The following is a 17,810-nucleotide window of genomic DNA, read 5'->3' as shown; positions in this document are numbered from 1 at the left end:
AGTCGGCCTCAGACCATCATCGCAGGTGGAAATTGCACATCGACCTGCAATCCGTGCGGCGTGCGGTTGTGGTAGCTCACTCGCGCGCCATGCCACTCGGCGATGCGCTCCACGATGGCAAGCCCCAGGCCCGTACCCATGTCGGTGGCGTCCGGCGCGCGGAAAAAGCGTTCGCCAAGGCGAGCAAGCAGTGCATCGGGAACGCCCGGGCCATCGTCTTCGACGCGAAGACGCACGCCATCGCCCGGCAGTGGCACCAGTCCCACCGTGACATGGCTGCCCCGACCGGCATAGCGCAGCGCATTGTCAATCAGGTTGTCGAGCAGTTCCTGCAGGCTCGACGGATCGCCATCGACCCGCAGCGGCCCCGGCGTTCCTTCGTAGCCAAGATCGACTTCCGCGGCCAGCGCCTCGCTGACGCGCAGGCCCACTGTTTCAGGCACCAATCGGGCGAGGTCCACGGGCAGGTGCGTCGCCGGGAGGGTGAGTGGCGATTGCGCGCGCGTCAACGCCAGCAGCTGTGCGCAGGTGCGCGCGGTGCGCAGGGTCAGCTGGCGGATATGGCCGAGCGCATCGCGCAGTCTTTCGGGGTCGTCGTCCTGCACCGCCCCTTCGACATGGAGGATCAAGCCCGCGAGCGGCGTGCGCAACTGGTGCGCGGCATCGGCGATGAAGCGCTCGTGCAATTCCAGCGTTCCCCTCAGGCGCGCGAAGAGGCCATCGATGGTCCGGGTGAGGGGCAGGATCTCCATCGGCACGTCGGCCTCGCCGATCGGCGTGAGGTCGTGTTCGCGGGCCGCAAGTCGCTCGGTGAGCGGCTGCAGCACGCGCAGGCCATAGTTGACGCCGAACCAGACCAGCGACAGGACCGCCACGATCAGCAGGCTCTGCAAGGGCACGGCCAGCAGCAGGATCTCACGTGCGCGGCGGTGGCGGTCCTGCAGTGTCTCGGCCACGCTGATCGTCAGCGTGTCGGCAGGATTGGCCTGGGGGTGGATGCTTATGATCGCAGCGCGCAGGGAGTGCGGGCCCAGCCGGGAGTCGAACAGCACCGGTGCATTTCCCGCCTTGGGTGCCGCCACTTGCGGGAACGATGCGTTCTGCTCCAACAGGCCATGCAGACTGCTGCGCACGCTGAAGAAGCTGCGTCCATCCGGATCGTATTCCAGCAGGAACCGGGCCTGCGGCGAGAGAGCGCCGTCGAGCCGGTTGTCCTGCAACAACTCGGCGAGCGACTCGGCGTCACTGCTGAGGTCCCGGTCATGGATCCGGTTGGAATAGGCCAGCGCCACGCCGTAGGTAAGCAGCGCATCGAGCAGCAGCAATACCCCCACCGGAATCAGCAGGAAGGCCAGCAGGCGACGGCGCAGGCTGGGCTGCGTCTGTCGCGGCGCGTCCAGCACTTGCTCAGCCACCGGCCTTTTCCTCTTCGAGCAAGTAGCCAAGCCCCCTGACGGTGCGTACGCCGGTGCCGCACCCGCGCAGTTTGCGCCGCAGGCGGTACACGGCGATGTCCAGGCCGTTGTCGGTCAACTCCTGGTCCCAGCCACAAAGGGATTCGATCAGCTGGACCCGACTGGTCAATCGTCCGGCCCGGGTCACGAGTGCCGCCAGCACACCGAATTCGCGGGCGGTGAGGTCCAGGTCCTGTTCGCCGATCCAGGCGCGGCGTCCGGAGAGATCCACGCGCAGCAGCCCCAGCCTGAGTTCGGGTGCGCCCCTGCTCGTTGCACGGCGCAGCAGCGCGCGCACCCGTGCCTTGAATTCATCCAGCGCGAACGGCTTGGCCAGGTAGTCGTCGGCTCCCAGGTCGAGTACCCGGACGCGTTCGCGCAGGCCTTCCCGCGCGGTAACGACAAGCACGGGGATTTCACCGCCCCGGCGGCGGACGCGAAACAACAGTTCCGCCCCGTCAAGCCGCGGTAGTCCCAGATCCAGCACCAGCAGATCGTAGGCGGTGTCCTGCAGCGCAGCCTCGGCCAGGCTGCCGTCGCCCACCACGTCCACGGCATGGCCCTCGTGCCGCAACGCAGCGGCGACGCCAGCGGCGATCGACGCATCGTCCTCGACGATCAGCACGCGCATGACCGGTTCCATCGAAGCGGCAGGGACATCGCGCGGGGTAATCCCGGGCGCGCCCTTCGGGAGAGTTCAAACATCGACGCAGTCTCGCTGGCCGGTTGCACATGACTGCCTTGGCAAGGCAGGCCTCGGCGAGGCCGCCTTCACAAGGCACGTCTCGGGAGATGCATGCATGCTGCGCTGCCACGCTTAGCAGCGGCTTATGGATGCGGCGGCCGCCTCCAGGTCCTAAGCGCTGCGTAAGCAACGCCTTGCAAGCTGCCGCACCACCCTGCGGGAGAATCGAATGCATCGCGCGTCCCTCGGCACCCTGGCGTCCGCCGCCTTGGTCCTGCTTCCGCTTTCCCTGCCTGCGGCGCATTCCGCCACCGCACCGTCCCAGCCGTATCGCGTGCTTTCACGCATGCCGATGCCCGGCGACGGCGGCTGGGACTACCTCACTTTCGATGCTGCCCACCGGCACTTGTACGTGAGCCACCAGGACAGGGTGCTCGTCGTCGATGTGGACAGGCATAAGCTGCTGGGTACGATCGAAGGCACGCCGGGCGCCCACGGCATCGCGATCGACCCGGAGCGAGGCCGTGGCTTCACGAGCAATGGCCGCGCCGATTCCGTCACCGTCTTCGACCTGGCTTCGCTGAAGACGCTGGCCACGGTGAAAGGCACCGGCGCCAATCCGGATGCGATCCTCTATGACCCCGCCTCGCACCATGTTTTCACCTTCAACGGAAAGGGGCATTCGGCCAGCGTGATCGACCCCTCTGGCCCTATCGTGAAGGCGACGATTCCCTTGCCGGGCAAGCCGGAGTTCGCGGTCAGCGACGAGGCGGGCCACGTGTTCGCCAACATCGAGGACAAGTCCGAGCTGGTTCGGCTGGATTCGCTGCATGACAAGGTGACGGCCGTATGGAACCTGTCGCCGTGCACGTCGCCCAGCGGACTGGCCATCGACCGCAAGCACCACCGGCTGTTTGCCGTATGCGAGAACCGCACGATGGCGATCGTATCCACCGATAGCGGGAAGGTCGTCGCGACGGTGCCCATCGGGGAGGGCCCGGATGCGGTGGCATTCGACCCGGATACGGCGGTGGCGTACAGCTCCAACGGTCAAAGCGGCACCATCACTGCCGTACACGAAGACGATCCGGGCCATTATTCCGTGGTCGCGACCATTCCCACCCAGGTCAGCGCAAGAACGCTTGCCCTCGATCCGTTGCATGGGCGTCTTTATCTCTCCGCGGCGACGTGGGCGAAGGAAAGCCAGGCGGGCATGCGGCGCACGGTCGTGCCGGGAAGCTTCAGTCTGCTCACCGTCGGCAAGCCGTGAATCGGTAGTGCGCGCCGGAAGGGCGCGCCGCCGCTGCCGAGAAAGCCTGGCGAAAGGCCCAGCTAAGTCAGACCAAAGGCCGCGGCCCTAGCGTCGCGTGGTCTGGCGCCGTTGCGCCGTGAAAGGGCGTTGCCATGGCTATCTTGCGTGCGTGGGTGATCCTGCTCGCCCTCGGTTTTTCCGGCAGCGCGATCGCTTCCGGCGGACCTCTGGGCATCGATCACCGCCTGCATTACGACAACAGCGGCATCTGGAAGCGTGGCGACCAGAATGCCCTGATGTATGGAACCATCCTGACCGTCGCCGGTGGCGCCCTGGCGCTGGGTGACCAGGACAAGCTGGGCGACACCTTCTGGCGTTCCGCCGACGCGATGGTGGTCGCAGGCCTGGGTGCACAGGCGATGAAGTACACCTTCCAGCGCGAGCGGCCTTCACAGACGGACGATCCCAACAAGTTCTTCGCCGGCACCCATGCGCAGAGTTTCCCCAGCGGCGAGGTGGCGGCCATCTCTGCCGCGGTGACGCCCTTCATCGTGAACTATGGCGATGAGCACCCGGCCGTTTATGCGCTTGCCTTGCTTCCCGCCTATGACGCGGTCGCACGCATGAAGGTGCGGGGACATTGGCAAAGCGACGTGCTGGTGGGTGCGGCGCTCGGGGTGGGCGTCGGGATCTGGTCCGCCCACCGCGATTCGCCGCTGATCCTCAGCTGGCTACCTGGCGGCTTCCAGGTCGGCTTTGTCCATCACTTCAAGTGAGCATCGGCCGGTAGCGCCTCCGGGCGTTGGCTGTCCTGTGGACGGCGCACGAGCTTGCCCTGTTTGAAGAGCTCTGCGGCGACCTGGTAGTAGGCAGTCGCGTCATCGATATCGCCCGGGCTGCCTGCCTTCACGGGGGCCGCGTCGCCGGTCACGAAGTCCGGCCGGAACTGCTCGACCTTCTTCTGCGGTTCGAGGATGGTCAGCAGGCCGCCGCGCAGGTAGCCGAGCTTTTCGTAGGTCGCAGGGAACGCGCGCTCACGTCCGGGCTGCAACTGGAAGATGTCGTATCCGAAGAACCGGCTGCGATAACTGAAGTTGAGCAACCCGAGCAGCGTGGGCGGGATGTCGATCTGGCTCATGAAGCGGCCTACCCGCCGTGGCGTGATGTGCTTTGGCGAATAGATCCAAAGCGGGATGTGATAACGGTTGACCGGGATGCTGACCTTGCCCGAACTGGAGGCATCGTGGTCGGCGGTGATGACGAACACCGTGTCGTCGAAGTACGGCTTGGCGCGGGCTCGCCGGATGAAGTCGGCGATCGACCAGTCCGTATACGCCACCGCACCTTCGCGCGAGCCTTGCGGGAAATTCACCCGGTCCGCCGGGAAGGTGAACGGGCGATGGTTGGACGTGGTCATGACGTGCAGGAAGAACGGCTTGCCTTCACGGTGGATCTTGTCCATCTGGCCCAGCGCCAGCGTGTAGAGGTCCTCGTCGGCGACGCCCCACACGTTCTCGTGGTGGATGGTGGCGTCCTTCGGAATGTCCTTGCGGTCGACTGCGATGTAGCCGTTGTGGTCGAAGAAGTAATTCATGTTGTCGAAGTAGCCGTAGCCACCGTAGACGAACTCCGACACGTAGCCGCGGTCGTTGAAAATATCTGCCAGCGAGAATAGGTTCTCGTTGTGCTTCATCTTGATCACCGAATCGCCGGGCGTCGGCGGGATCGACAGCGACAACGCCTCGAGTCCGCGCACGGTACGGGTACCGTTGGCATAGACGTTGTCGAAGAACAGGCTGTCCTTGGCCAGTCCGTCCAGGTACGGGGTGATCTCGCCGTGGCTGGCGCCCAGGGTCGTGAGGAAATCGGCCGACAGGCTCTCCACGCTGATCAGCACCACGTTCAGGTGCTTTTCGGGACCCGGGTTGCGGATCGCGCGGGTGAGGTCGTGGGGATCGTTGCTGATGTAGCTCGCCTCCGGCGTGAGCAGGCCGGCACGCACGCGCGCGAAGGCGTCCCGCTCAGGCAGCGTGCGATAGAAGTGCGCATAGTCCAGGTGGCTGCTGCGGAAGGCGGCGAAGAACTGGTAAATGCCGTTGCCGGCAAGCTCGTTGACGAAGTTGTTGCCCGTGCGGTCCTTGAGCGTGGCGTTGATGCCCGCCACCGAAAGCACCGTGAGCACCAGCCAGATGCCGGCCACGGCGCCACGGCCGGCAAAGCGGCTTCCAGCATCGCGGGCGCGCAGGCCGCGCCGGTTCAACCACAGAATGGCAAGCGCCAGCACGCCAATCAGCGTCATCCACAGGCCTACGGGATAGGACTCGCGGATGTTGCCAATCACCTCGGTGGTGTAGACCAGGTAATCCACCGCAATGAAGTTGAAGCGCACGCCGAATTCGTCCCAGAACACCAACTCCGACGCGGCCACGAACAGCAGGCCGAAGATGGTCGCCAGGTACAGCACGGCCAGTGCGATGCGGCCGCTGCGGCCGTTGTAGGCCAGTGCCGGCAACGGCAGCAGATAGATGAACACCAGCGCCAGTGGCCGGATGTCCGAGGCGCTCACCCGCCACAGCGCATGCAGCACCACCCAGCACAGCCCGTAGGCGATTACCAGCGCCAGCAGCCAGAAGGCCCAACGCAGCGGGGTGCGGATCAAGGCCCGGTCGGTCGGCACGATCCACAGGAACAACATCAGCGGCCACGCCACGTAGAGCAGCGTGATCAGGTCATAGCACGCGCCGACGCCGAACGCATACAGCCACAACAGCGGATCGAGTGGCACACCGCTGCCGGTCATCGCCAACAGCACGATGCGGGTGGCCGCACCCATCACCAGATAGGTAAGCGCCAGCCACCACAGCGGCCGGAAGCGCTGCTTCAGCTTGGGCGACCAACCGGGAAGACGAAACATGGGGTTCTCCGCTGTAAAGATGGACCGGCGCGGCCCACGATTGCAGGCCCACTGCAGGCTCCATCCATGAGCCGCTGGCCTGCCGGCTAGTAATCAGGTGCGAGCTGCAGGCGCCGGGGGCGTCGACTGTTAAAACGGCCATCCTTACATGGCTCTCTTAGCTGCCACTTAAGCAAGGGTGCCGCACCTCGGGATAGCCTGATGTCGACACTTCAAGTGCCTGGCCGCATCCATTTTTCACCCGGTTCCGTAGCGCTGTGGCCGCCCACGAGATCAAGAGGCCAGGAAACGCTCGCGCAAAGCCGGCCCTCGTTGAGCTCAAAGGCCAGTGTCAGCCCCAGGGCATCGGCAGCGGCACGCGCCAATGCCAGGCCCAGGCCGGCATGGCCGGCACTCGGCGGGTGCTTGCGCCAAAAGCGTTCGGCCAGCCTGGCGACGTCCTCCGGCTCCAGTTCGGGTGCATCGTTGTCCACCATCAACATGGAGTCATGCAAAACCACCCGCACCAGGTCGCCAACCGGCGCATAGGCACAGGCGTTGGTCAACAGATTGCCTGCCACGACTTCGAGCAACGCAGGGTCTGTTCGCAGTGCCAGCGGTCCGGAGGTTTCGTCTTGCAGCCTCACGATGGGTTGATGGGCCCCGGCGTGTCGCTGAACCTGATGCTCGACCCAAGGCGCCAACGGCAGCCACTGGTACTGCGGACGATCCACTCCTGCCTGCAAACGACTGAGCAGCAACAGAGCCGTCACCGTGGCTTCGAGCTCCGCTCCGATGTGCCCGACTTCGGTAAGCACGTCTTCGCGGGTTCGTCCGCTGGGATAGCGCAATTCAATTTCCGCCAACGCACGCAGCTCTGCCAGTCGGGTGCGGGTTTCGTGCGCCAGGCCACTGGCGAACTGGCGCTCCCTGGCGAGGCCTTCGTCCATGCGGGCAAGCACGTCGTTGAATCGGCTGACCAGTGGATCGAGTTCGCGTACACCGCTCACGACGAGGCGCTGCCCCGGGGCATTCGGGCTGATATCGCCCATGCGTTCGACCAGCGCAGCCATGGGCCGCAAGCCTCGTCGCACGCTGACCGGCACCACGATCAACGCAATGCCGATGGCGAGCAGCGGCCCGAGCGCAAGGACCCAATCGACACCCACCAGCATGGCATCGACGGCGGCGCGGTCTTGCTCGAACAGCAACTGGCATTGTGCCGATTGCCCCTCTCCTGCCTGCACTGCAGGCTCATCGGGCTCGCGCGACGGTTCAATGGACAGCGTCAGTTGCACTGCCCCGATATGGCGACCGCTTGCCCGCATGTCGAAGAAGGTGGGTTGCTCGGCGGTCGAGGCTGGCCAGGTCGTTGGCGTCACGGGCGGTCGCTGGCGGCTTTGCAGGGGCGAATGGCCTTCGCAGCGGAGGTCGTAGTAGGTCTGGCCGTCGTTGATCAGCGTTCCCTTCGAGATGGCCTCGCCTGCTTCGGTGGTAATGCCGTTTTCCTCCAGCTCCATCATGGAACCCAGCGCAACGGCCTGGGTCAGCAGGTTCTGCCGGAAGCGCAGCTCCAGGTCGTGGTCGATCCGCCAGTCCATGAAACGTGCGCCGCCACCCAACACCAGGAGGCTGGTGATGACCAGAAGGGAGGTGATGCGGGCGGTCAAGGAAAGGGGTTTCATGGCTTTGCCGTCATGCGATCAGGTACCCCGCGCCACGGCGCGTTTCGATCAGCCCGCCCACGCCCGCGGCGTCGAGCTTGCGCCGCAGGCCGAACACCAGCACCTCCACGCTGCGGTCGGACACCTCGCTTTCGCTACCCGAGATCCAGTCCAGGATCTCGGATCGGGTGAAGGCCCGGCCACGGTGGCGTAGCAGCAGCCCAAGCAGCGCAAGCTCCCTTGGCGTAAGGTTCAACGGTTCGCCATCCACGCTCGCACTGTGCGCGCGGGGATCCAGCGCAAGCGCGCCATGACTGAGCACGAGCGGTTGCGCCTGGTTGGGACGGCGCGAGAGCGCATGAAGCCGTGCGAGCAGTTCATCGAATGCGAAGGGCTTCATCAGATAATCATCGGCGCCGGCATTCAGGGCCTCGACCCGGTCGCCGACCTGGTCGCGTGCCGAGAGCACAAGCACGCGAGGGCGCCGTCCGGATGTTGCCATGCCGCGCAGTACGCCGATTCCATCGAGGCGGGGCAGCATCAAATCGAGCACCACCAACTCGTATTCGTACGTGCCCAGGAAGCTGCGTGCCTCCATGCCATCGGCAGCGGCATCCACCGTGAATCCTTCACCGCGCAGTCCTTGTTGCAACATTTGCCGGAGGCGTTGGGAGTCTTCAACCAGCAACAGCTTCATGTGCGCATCCACGTGTCAAAGCAGGGCGGGTCTGGTCATTGGTGCGAAGTGGCCAGTCCACGATGATCGGCCCAACTCGCCGTAAGAGCCAGCTAAGCCAGCGTCGCCTACACTCGAATCCATGCGAAAACCACACCCTGGGTGGGCCGTCCGAATGGCGCCAAACGATAGCCCATCTACCGCACGCATGCGCCGTCTTCGCATCGCCCTTCTGATTGCCGCACCTCCGCTGCTGGCCAGTTGCGCAACCTACCGCCCCCTGCCGCTCGCCGACGTCAGGGGTGCCGATAGCGTTGCCGATCTGGCCGTGCCGGCCGAGGGCTTGCGATTCCCGGCAGGCAGCCCCCACCGCTTCGATCCGACCGATGGCCTGGACGTCACCGAGACCGCCACGCTGGCGGTGGCCAACAGTCCGGCGTTGAAACTCAAGCGGGACCAGCTTGGCGTCGCGCGGGCGCAGTCGTTCGCTGCAGGCTTGCTGCCCGACCCGCAGCTGAGCGTCGGGAAGGATTTTCCCGTGCACTCCGGACCGGGCCTGACCAGCGCCTACAACCTGGGACTGAGCGAAGACCTGGGTGCTTGGCTGACCCGCTCCTCGCGCGTGTCGGCGGCGCGCAGCCAGGCAAGCCAGGTGAGCCTGGAGCTGTTCTGGGATGAATGGCAGGCGGTGGCGCAGGCGCGCCTGCTGTTCGGACAGGTGCTGAACCTGCGCGCGCAAGCGGTGCGGCTGGATGCCGAGCGGGCGGCGCTGGCACCGGTCAGCGCCTATGTTCGCAAGGCTTTGCAGGCGGGCAACCTGACCTACGATGCGGCGAGCGCCGGGCTCAATGCCGTCTCGGATGTCGAGCAACGGTCGGCGGCCAACGCGCTGGCGCTGCACCAGGCCGAGGCGGAACTGCGCCGCCTCATCGGCCTTGCACCCCGCGCGCCCTTGCCGCTGTCGGGGTCGCCCTACGCGCCGCAGCCGACCGACGCGCAGATGGATGGCGCACTGGCGGATCTGCCGCACCGGCGGCCCGATCTGCTGGCGCTGCAGGCCGGTTACCAGGCGCAGGAGGCGAAACTTCGCGGCGCGATCCTCGCCCAGTTTCCCGCGCTCGTGCTGGGCTTCAACCAGGCCCGCGATACCAGCAATATCACCACTCGAGGGTTCTCCCTCGGCATCACGCTGCCGCTGTTCGACCGCAACCGGGGCAATATCGCCATCGAAACGGCGACCCGCCAGCAGCTTCGTGACGAGTACGCCGCGCGCCTGCTCAGCGCCCGCAGCGACGCGTGGCGCCTGCAGGCGGATCTGCAGACACTCGCCAACCAGCAAGCAGGCCTGCGCCGTCATGCCAGGGCGCTGGATCAGGCCCGCGCATCGGCCGAACGGGCATGGCACGCCAACCTGCTCGATTGGCCCACCTACCTTGCCATCCGCAGCAACGCACTGACCGCCGACCTCGACCTGCTAGCGGTCGAGCAGGAGCGCGAAAAGCAGGCGATTGCGCTGGAGGCACTGCTGGGCAACACGGACATTCCCATTCCTACCGCTGCACAGGCGAGCCAGCCATGAACCGCTTCCGTTTTCTTTCACGCCTGGCATTGCTCGCCCCCGGCTTGCTGCTCGCCGCCTGCGGAGGAGGATCAGGCGGGGGCGATAACGCCTCCGGCGGCGCGGATCAGACCGTCGCGGTCACCACCACGATGCCGCGGCAACAGGTGTTCCACGACACGGTGGAGGCCTGGGGCTCGGTGGACCCGCTGCATCCGGTCACCATCAACCTCGCGCACGCCGGACAGGTCACCGCGTTGGCCGTTGCCCCCGGGCAGGCAGTCAAGCGCGGAACGACGCTGCTCACGGTCACGCCCGACCCGGCCACGCGCAGCGCCTTCGTGCAGGCGCAAAACGCCGCGCGCACGGCGGCAGGCGACCTCAAGCGAATTGAGCAACTGGCCGCAGACCGGCTTGCCACCCAGTCGCAACTGGCCGGCGCGCGCAAGGCGCTGGCCGACGCGAGGGCGGCACTCGAAGCCCAGCGTGCCCTGGGCGGCGCGAACACGCGCGAGGAGGTCAAGGCGCCGCTCGACGGCGTGGTGACCACCCTCCAGGTGCAAGTCGGCGAACGCTTTGCCGCCAATGCGCCGCTGCTTGCCTTCACCCCGACCAACGCGTTGCTGGCCCGCCTGGGCGTGCAGCCTCAGGACGCCGCGAAACTGCGCGTGGGCCTGCCCGTGCAATTGCGCGAGGTGTTCTCGGAAGGGCACGACATGCCCGCACACCTGAGCATGGTGGGCAAGGCGATCGACCCCACCAGCCGTCTCCTGCCGGTGCTGGCCGAGGTTCCGGCCGCCAGCGCCACGCCGATCGCCGGCACGGCGCTGTCCGCGGTCATCCAGACGGCCGACTACCGAGCATGGGCGGTGCCACGCGCCGCTGTGCTGCATGACGAGAAGGGTGATTACCTGTTCGTCGTCGAGCATGGCAAGGCGCGCCGCGTCGCGGTCACGTTGCGCCATCCGGAGGGTGAGGTCGTTGGCGTGCAGGGCGCGCTGGAAGCGAGCAGCCAGGTGATCGTGCAGGGCGTCTACGAATTGAATGACGGTGACGCCGTGCACATGGCCCCGGCCGAGGGTCGCGCGAAGTGAACGTCTCGCTGTGGATGCAGCGGCACCGCCGCTCGCTGTTGTTCCTCGCCCTCATGCTGACCCTCGGCGGCCTGGCCAGCGCGCTGCGCATGCCGGTGGCGCTGTTTCCGAACGTGGCGTTCCCGCGCGTGCAGGTGACGGTCGACGCGGGCGACCGTCCCGCCGACCAGATGGCGGTCGAAGTGACCCGCCCGGTGGAAGAGGCGATCCGTCGCGTACGCGGCGTGCGTGACGTGCGCTCGACCACCAGCCGGGGCAGCGCTGACATCGCGATCACCTTCGACTGGGGCTGGGACATGGCCGCCGCGCTGCAGGAGGTCAATGGCGCGGCCGGCCAGGTCCTGCCGCAGCTGCCTGCCGGCACCCAGCTCTCCACCCGGCGCATGGATCCGACCACCTTCCCCGTGCTCGCCTACAGCCTGCGCTCGCACACGCTCTCGCCCAGTGCATTGCACGACCTGGCCGAGTACCAGCTGCGCCCGTTGCTCAGCGGCATCACCGGCGTGGCGCAGGTGAACGTGCAGGGCGGCGAGGTGGCCGAATTCCATGCCGACGTCGATCCAGCACGCCTGCGCGCGACGCACTTGAGCGTGGCCGATGTGGCGACCGCGGTCGGCCATGCGGCCACGATCCAGGCGATGGGACGGGTTTCGGACCACTACAAGCTGTTCCTGCTGCTGGCCGACAACCAGCCACGCACGGTCGCGGCGCTGCGTGGCATCGTGCTGCGCGCCGACGCGCGCGGCGTGGTGCGTCTGGGCGATGTCGCCACCGTCAGCCTGGACCATGTGCCGCAGTGGATTCGCGTCAACGCCGATGGCCAGAACGCCGTGCTGCTGCAGGTCTACCAGCAGCCCGACGGCAACAGCGTACAGATCGCCAAGCAGGTCAAGCAGCGCCTGTCTGACTACGCGCCGCAGATGCCCGCCGGGGTGCGCGTCGCCAACTGGTACGACCAGACCCAACTGGTCACCGGCGCCGCCGCCAGCGTGCGCGACGCCATCCTGATCGGCATCGTGCTGGCCGGGCTCGTGCTGTTCGTGTTCCTGCGCAACACGCGGGTGATCGCGGTCGCCCTGATCGTGGTGCCCGCAGTGCTGGCGATCACCGTGCTGCTGCTGTCGGTGCTCGGCATGAGTTTCAACATGATGACGCTCGGCGGCATGGCGGCCGCCGTCGGGCTGATCATCGACGACGTGATCGTGATGATCGAGCACATCATGCGCCGCCTTAATGAAGGGGAGGGCGCGGTGCACGAGCGCGTCGCCGGCGCGGCCAACGAGTTCACCCGGCCGCTCAGCGGCTCCAGTGCGGCGACGGTGGTGATCTTCCTGCCGCTAGCCTTCCTCTCCGGTGTCACCGGCGCCTTCTTCAAGGCGCTGTCGCTGACCATGGCCAGCGCGCTAATCATTTCCTACCTGCTGACCTGGGTGGCGGTACCGTTGCTGGCCGAGCGCTTCCTCGACGAGCGTCACCGCACCGAGCACCCGCCTGGGCGTTTCACCCGCGGCATGATGCAGCGCTACGAGCGCACCCTCGACAGCTGGATCAAGCGCCCGCTGCTGGCCTTGCTGCTGGTGGTGCCGCTGGTGGTGCTCGGCGGCCTGGCGTACACGCGCGTCGGCACCGGCTTCATGCCCAGCATCGACGAGGGTGGTTTCATCCTCGACTACCTGTCCAAGCCTGGCACCTCCCTGGAAGAGACCGACCGGCTGCTAAACCAGGTCGAAACCATCATCCGCGCCAATCCCTACGTGGACACCTACTCGCGCCGCACCGGCCTGCAACTGGGCGGTGGCCTGACCGAAGCCAACCAGGGCGATTTTTTCGTGCGCCTCAAGAACGGCTCGCGTCCGGACACCGAACAGGTGATGGAACAGGTGCGTACGCAGGTCGAACAGAAGGTGCCCGGGCTGGACATCGAGCTGTCGCAGCTGATGGAGGACCTCATCGGCGACCTGGTTGCCGTGCCCCAACCGATCGAGGTGCAGCTGTACAGCGATGACACCGAACAGCTGGACGCGACCGCCCGCAAAGTCGCCGACGCGATCGGCAAGATCAACGGTGTCGTGGGCGTGCGCGATGGCATCAACCCGGCCGGTGACGCGCTGATGGTACAGGTCGATCCGGTCAAGGCCGCGCTGGAGGGACTCGATCCAGCCGGCGTGGTCGACCAGGTCGGGGCGGCGATCGATGGCAGCGTCGTGGCGCGGTTGCCGGTCGGCAGCAAGGTCGTGGGCGTGCGTGTGCGTCTGCCGCTTAGCGCACACCAGCGGCTGGAGCAGGTCGCTTCATTGCAGATCCGTGCGCCAGATGGTCACCTGTTCCCGCTGTCGCGCGTGGCGACGCTCAAGCAGGTGCAGGGCCAGCCGCAGATCACCCGCGACAACTTGAAGCGCATGGTTGCCGTGACCGGACGCATCAGTGGTCGGAGCCTCGGCTCGGCGATAGCCGACGTAAAGAATGTGCTGGCCAAGCCGGGCGTGCTGCCCAAGGGCATGTTCTATCAGCTCGGTGGCCTCTACCAGCAGCAGCAGGAAGCGTTCCGCGGGCTGACCATCGTGATGGTGGCGGCGATCGCGCTGGTGTTCACGCTCTTGTTGTTCCTGTACGAAAGCTTCCGCGTCGCGTTGGCGATCCTGGCGATGCCATTGCTGGCGATCCCGGCGGTGTTCCTGGGCCTGTGGCTGACCGGTATCGAACTCAATATTTCGGCGATGATGGGCATGACCATGATCGTCGGCATCGTTACCGAGGTGGCGATATTCTACTTCTCCGAGCTGCAGGACATCCCGGACGACGCGCCGCTGCACGATGCCTTGCACCAGGCCGGCCAGCACCGCACCCGGCCGATCCTGATGTCCACGCTGGCCGCGATCCTGACCCTGCTGCCACTGGCACTGGCGATTGGCCAGGGCTCGCAGATGCAGCAACCGCTGGCGATCGCGATCATCTCGGGCATGCTGGTGCAGGTCCCGCTGGTGCTGCTGGTGATGCCGGTGCTTTACGCACGGCTCAAGCGGCCTTGGCGGCGCAAGCATTGAGACAATGAGCGCGGAGGGGATGGCATCAGCCCAATCCGCTCGTAGTAGCGGATGGATGACAACCGCTTCGCCAACTCACGATGCGCATCGCTTGACCCTGTAGCAACTACGGGCCGTAATCTAGTTGAACAATCCCCATGGAGGGCCAGCGATGCCTTGCTGTGAGTGTGAATCGACTAGCCAAGCCCTGGTCCAGTCCAAGGCACAGCGCCGTGTGCTGTGGGTCGTGCTGGCGATCAACGTCGCCATCTTTCTGGCTGAGTTTGGTGCCGGCTTTTGGGCCGATTCCACGGCTCTGCAAGGCGACTCGCTGGATAGCTTGGGGGACGCCCTGGTGTACGGGCTGAGCCTGATGGTGCTAGGGCGATCGCTGCGCGCCCGTGCCGGAGCAGCCTTGATCAAGGGTGGCATCCAGCTTGTCTTCGCCGGTGCCGTGCTGGCTGAAGTCGTACGTAAGGTAATCGTTGGAGCCGAACCGCTGCCAGGAGTCATGGCAGTAGCTGCGAGTTTGGCCCTGATAGCCAACGTCACCTGCCTCGCGCTTTTGACTCGCTTCCGCGCAGACGACATCAACATGCGCTCGGTATGGCTGTGCTCGCGCAATGACGTGATCGGCAATGCAGGCGTGCTGCTCACAACGGCACTCATTGCCTGGACAGGCTGGCGGTGGCTGGATCTGATTTTCGGTGCGGGGCTGGCTTTGCTGTTCCTGCGAACCGCGGTCGAGGTGCTGAGCACGGCGTGGCCACAATTCTCTTCCCGGCGTAGCCCCAACGTGGGTGACTGACTAAATAGGATGCTCGCTTCGGGAATGCTCAAAACTGCATTTCGCCGAAGCCGCTTGAGAGTGACCATGATCGGTCTGGAGTGTGCCGGGGACGGAGCTACCGTTGCCGCAGGCGTAGGCGGTGCGGTGGTCGTTGCTGGCGCCGGCATCGTCATGCCGGGCATGCCACCCATGTCCATGCCGGACATCGATCCCATGTCGGCCGACGAGGTGCTGCTGGCCGGCGCCGGGACTGTTTGGGCCTGGGCCGTCAGCACCAGTGCACAGTAGAGGGTGGCGACGGGCATGAGGTTCCTCAGGAAGAGGGAAGGAGAGCACCTCATGACACCACCACCTCGCGGAACATGCCCGCCTCCATGTGGTACAGCAGGTGGCAGTGGTAGGCCCAGCGCCCCGCGGCGTCCGCGTTGACGCGGTAGGTAACCCGCTGTGCCGGCTGCACGTTGATGGTGTGCTTGCGCGCCAGGAACTGGCCGCTGGGATCCTCCAGCTCGCTGAACATGCCGTGCAGGTGGATCGGATGGTTCATCATCGTGTCGTTGACCAGCACAATGCGCAGGCGCTCGCCGAAATTGAAATGCACAGGCTTGGCTTCGGAGAACTTCTGCCCGTCGAACGACCACATGAAGCGCTCCATGTTGCCGGTCAAATGCAGTTCGATCTCGCGTTCCGGCTCGCGCGGATCGATGGGGCCATCGAGTGAATGCAGGTCCGCGTAGGTCAGCACGCGCCGGCCGTTGTCGCGCAGGCCGATGCCCGGATCATCCAGGTTGGTGCGTGGCATGTCGACGTGCATGTCCACGCCGGGACCGTACTCGGTGCGCGCATGGCGGACATTCGGCATGCCGGCGGGCGTGAGATGGTTCATGCTGCCCATGTGCATCCCTTGCGGGTCGCCCATGCCGTGCATGTCCATGCCCTGCATGCCGCTCATGTCCATGCCGGGCATGGCGCCCATGCCGTTCGGCTGGCTGCCATGCCCATGGACCCCATCGGCATCGCACCCATCATGTCCTGCATGCTGAGCCACACCCGCGGATCCATCGCCGGCACCTCCGCCTCCATGCCCGGACGGGGCGCCAGCGTGCCCCGGGCGTAGCCGGTGCGGTCGATCGACTGGGCGAACACGGTGTAGGCGCGGTCTTCCTGGGGCTCCACGATCACGTCGTAGGTTTCGGCGACCGAGATGCGGAACTCATCGACCGGCACCGGCGCAATGTCCTGGCCATCGGCCGAGATCACCGTCATCTTCAGACCCGGAATGCGTACGTCGAACAGGGTCGACGCCGAGCCGTTGATGAAGCGCAGGCGCACCTTCTCGCCGGGCTTGAACAGGCCCGTCCAGTTGCCGGCGGGCGCCGCACCGTTCATCAGGTAGGTGTAGGTGTAGCCACCCACGTCCGAGAGGTCGGTGGGATTCATGCGCATCTCATTCCACATCTTGCGCATGGCCAGCGCCTGGCTGAGGCCCTTCTGGCGCACGTCCCGGACGAAGTCCGGCACGGTCGGTTGGTGGAAGTTGAAGTAGTCGCTCTGCTTCTTGAGCTTGGCGAAAATCCGTTCCGGATCCTCATCCGTCCAGTCGTTGAGCATCACTACATAGTCGCGGTCGGCCGGGTAGCGTTCGGGGCCGGCCGGTTCGATCACCAGCGGACCGAACACGCCCGTCTGCTCCTGGAAGCGCGAGTGCGAGTGGTACCAATAGGTGCCCGATTGGCGCACCTCGAAGCGGTAGACGAAGGTCTCGCCCGGCGCGATGCCGTCGAAGGCAATGCCAGGCACGCCGTCCATCTGGAAGGGAAGCAGGATGCCGTGCCAGTGGATGGACGTCTGGACGGGCAGGTGGTTACTCACCCGCAACGTGACCGTGGTTCCTTCTTTCCAGCGCAGGATGGGGCCGGGCAGGCTGCCGTTGACGGTGGTGGCCCGGCGTGGCGCACCGGTGTAGTTGACCGGCGTCTGGCCGATCGCCAAGGCGAAATCGGTGCCGGTGAGCACGGGGAGTTGGCCGGCGTGGGCCGGTTGTGCCCAGGCCCGGCCGGGCCGCAGCAGGCCAAGACCGGCCACCGCACCACCTAGGGCGATGCCCTGAACGAAGCGCCGCCGCGACAGATCGGTCGCAGCAGGCGAGGAAAACGACTTCATGGGGAACTCTCCAAAGGCCAAACGTCGCGCCAAAGCGCGATCAGCGCGGCGGTGGGCACCCACGGCGCCCGACGCACGCATCGGATCTAGCGGGGAGGGTCAGACGGACGGTGGGCGCAACGGGGGCGCTGTTGGCGCCGAAGGCGCATGCAGGCGCAAGGGCGGGGCGTACACCCCGGCGATCCAGGACGCCATGACCACGCCGGAGGGCGTGGGCGGCAATGCGCTGGCGCACATGCCAATACAGCCACAGACGTGCCCGCTGGGGTTGCCGCAGCAGCCAGCGTGCTGCGCGCAACAATCGTGCGAGTGCGTATGGCCTGCGCGTTGCCATCTGAAGCATTGCGGTTTCGAGGCCCCATGGCGGAGTTCATCGACCGCTTCGCAGAACAGCTACGCCAGAAGCGCCGTGGCTGAGGGTCGGCCAGGAGGTTAGGGAAACTCTGATTTTGCCCCGCGGTCTTAGCGAGACCTGAGGATGGATGGTACGTGATGGCACCCAAGCAGATGAGCCTGTCGATGGAGCACGACGCCGGTTTCGAGCGGCACCGCAAGGCG

12 protein-coding genes and 1 pseudogene are annotated in these 17,810 nt (G+C 66.0%); 7 read left to right on the top strand and 6 right to left on the bottom strand.

What is annotated here, in order from left to right; genetic code table 11:
- Positions 1-8 precede the first annotated feature (8 nt).
- On the bottom strand, positions 9-1,415 hold the full coding sequence (locus OSC30_RS15860) for a sensor histidine kinase (protein ID WP_007508515.1): 1,407 nt from the start codon (positions 1,413-1,415) through the stop codon (positions 9-11).
- On the bottom strand, positions 1,408-2,085 hold the full coding sequence (locus tag OSC30_RS15855) for a response regulator (protein WP_007508512.1): 678 nt from the start codon (positions 2,083-2,085) through the stop codon (positions 1,408-1,410). Before OSC30_RS15855 ends, OSC30_RS15860 begins: the two co-directional genes overlap by 8 nt.
- A gap of 283 nt (positions 2,086-2,368) precedes the next feature.
- On the opposite strand from OSC30_RS15855, the gene OSC30_RS15850 reads away from it, so the two are divergent.
- Positions 2,369-3,409, top strand: coding sequence for a YncE family protein (locus tag OSC30_RS15850; protein WP_007508510.1), 1,041 nt, complete (start codon positions 2,369-2,371; stop codon positions 3,407-3,409).
- 134 nt (positions 3,410-3,543) lie between these two features.
- Positions 3,544-4,167: a phosphatase PAP2 family protein gene (locus tag OSC30_RS15845; protein ID WP_007508508.1), complete on the top strand. Its 624-nt coding sequence runs from the start codon at positions 3,544-3,546 to the stop codon at positions 4,165-4,167.
- Here OSC30_RS15845 and OSC30_RS15840 read toward each other — a convergent pair.
- From OSC30_RS15840 to OSC30_RS15830, 3 genes are all read right to left on the bottom strand, one after another.
- Complete coding sequence (locus OSC30_RS15840; protein WP_007508505.1) at positions 4,155-6,305, bottom strand: LTA synthase family protein; 2,151 nt, start codon at positions 6,303-6,305, stop codon at positions 4,155-4,157. The genes OSC30_RS15845 and OSC30_RS15840 overlap by 13 nt on opposite strands.
- A 212-nt stretch (positions 6,306-6,517) precedes the next feature.
- On the bottom strand, positions 6,518-7,969 hold the full coding sequence (locus OSC30_RS15835) for an ATP-binding protein (protein WP_267172830.1): 1,452 nt from the start codon (positions 7,967-7,969) through the stop codon (positions 6,518-6,520).
- A gap of 10 nt (positions 7,970-7,979) precedes the next feature.
- Entirely contained in the window at positions 7,980-8,645 is a 666-nt protein-coding gene (locus tag OSC30_RS15830) for a response regulator transcription factor (RefSeq protein ID WP_007508500.1), read from the bottom strand.
- 187 nt (positions 8,646-8,832) lie between these two features.
- Here OSC30_RS15830 and OSC30_RS15825 point away from each other — a divergent pair, with 187 nt between their 5' ends.
- The 5 genes from OSC30_RS15825 (at position 8,833) to OSC30_RS15805 (ending at position 15,377) form a co-directional block, all read left to right on the top strand.
- On the top strand, positions 8,833-10,203 hold the full coding sequence (locus OSC30_RS15825; RefSeq protein ID WP_007508499.1) for a TolC family protein: 1,371 nt from the start codon (positions 8,833-8,835) through the stop codon (positions 10,201-10,203).
- Positions 10,200-11,276, top strand: a complete 1,077-nt coding sequence (locus OSC30_RS15820) for an efflux RND transporter periplasmic adaptor subunit (protein ID WP_267172829.1) — start codon at positions 10,200-10,202, stop codon at positions 11,274-11,276. The genes OSC30_RS15825 and OSC30_RS15820 overlap by 4 nt, the downstream gene beginning before the upstream one ends.
- On the top strand, positions 11,273-14,320 hold the full coding sequence (locus tag OSC30_RS15815; RefSeq protein ID WP_267172828.1) for an efflux RND transporter permease subunit: 3,048 nt from the start codon (positions 11,273-11,275) through the stop codon (positions 14,318-14,320). The genes OSC30_RS15820 and OSC30_RS15815 overlap by 4 nt, the downstream gene beginning before the upstream one ends.
- A gap of 214 nt (positions 14,321-14,534) precedes the next feature.
- Complete coding sequence (locus OSC30_RS15810; RefSeq protein WP_267172827.1) at positions 14,535-15,107, top strand: cation efflux transmembrane domain-containing protein; 573 nt, start codon at positions 14,535-14,537, stop codon at positions 15,105-15,107.
- A 66-nt stretch (positions 15,108-15,173) separates the two neighbouring features.
- Positions 15,174-15,377: a hypothetical protein gene (locus tag OSC30_RS15805; protein WP_267172826.1), complete on the top strand. Its 204-nt coding sequence runs from the start codon at positions 15,174-15,176 to the stop codon at positions 15,375-15,377.
- Positions 15,378-15,426: 49 nt separating this feature from the next.
- Here the strand turns inward: OSC30_RS15805 and OSC30_RS15800 are convergent.
- Positions 15,427-17,252 (bottom strand): annotated as a pseudogene (locus tag OSC30_RS15800) (copper resistance system multicopper oxidase).
- Between the last annotated feature and the right edge of the window lie 558 nt (positions 17,253-17,810).

It is taken from the genome of Frateuria hangzhouensis, assembly GCF_026410505.1.
In the GTDB taxonomy this organism is placed as follows: domain Bacteria; phylum Pseudomonadota; class Gammaproteobacteria; order Xanthomonadales; family Rhodanobacteraceae; genus Frateuria_A; species Frateuria_A hangzhouensis.
Note: the sequence above shows the minus strand (reverse complement) of the source record. Positions and strands in the feature narration are given on the sequence as shown.

Bases quoted from the DNA above. Each gene is read 5' to 3' on its own strand.
- OSC30_RS15855 (WP_007508512.1), bottom strand. From the start codon at position 2,085: ATGCGCGTGCTGATCGTCGAGGACGATGCGTCGATCGCCGCTGGCGTC.
- OSC30_RS15850 (WP_007508510.1), top strand. From the start codon at position 2,369: ATGCATCGCGCGTCCCTCGGCACCCTGGCGTCCGCCGCCTTGGTCCTG.
- OSC30_RS15845 (WP_007508508.1), top strand. From the start codon at position 3,544: ATGGCTATCTTGCGTGCGTGGGTGATCCTGCTCGCCCTCGGTTTTTCC.
- OSC30_RS15840 (WP_007508505.1), bottom strand. From the start codon at position 6,305: ATGTTTCGTCTTCCCGGTTGGTCGCCCAAGCTGAAGCAGCGCTTCCGG.
- OSC30_RS15835 (WP_267172830.1), bottom strand. From the start codon at position 7,969: ATGAAACCCCTTTCCTTGACCGCCCGCATCACCTCCCTTCTGGTCATC.
- OSC30_RS15830 (WP_007508500.1), bottom strand. From the start codon at position 8,645: ATGAAGCTGTTGCTGGTTGAAGACTCCCAACGCCTCCGGCAAATGTTG.
- OSC30_RS15825 (WP_007508499.1), top strand. From the start codon at position 8,833: ATGCGCCGTCTTCGCATCGCCCTTCTGATTGCCGCACCTCCGCTGCTG.
- OSC30_RS15820 (WP_267172829.1), top strand. From the start codon at position 10,200: ATGAACCGCTTCCGTTTTCTTTCACGCCTGGCATTGCTCGCCCCCGGC.
- OSC30_RS15805 (WP_267172826.1), top strand. From the start codon at position 15,174: ATGATCGGTCTGGAGTGTGCCGGGGACGGAGCTACCGTTGCCGCAGGC.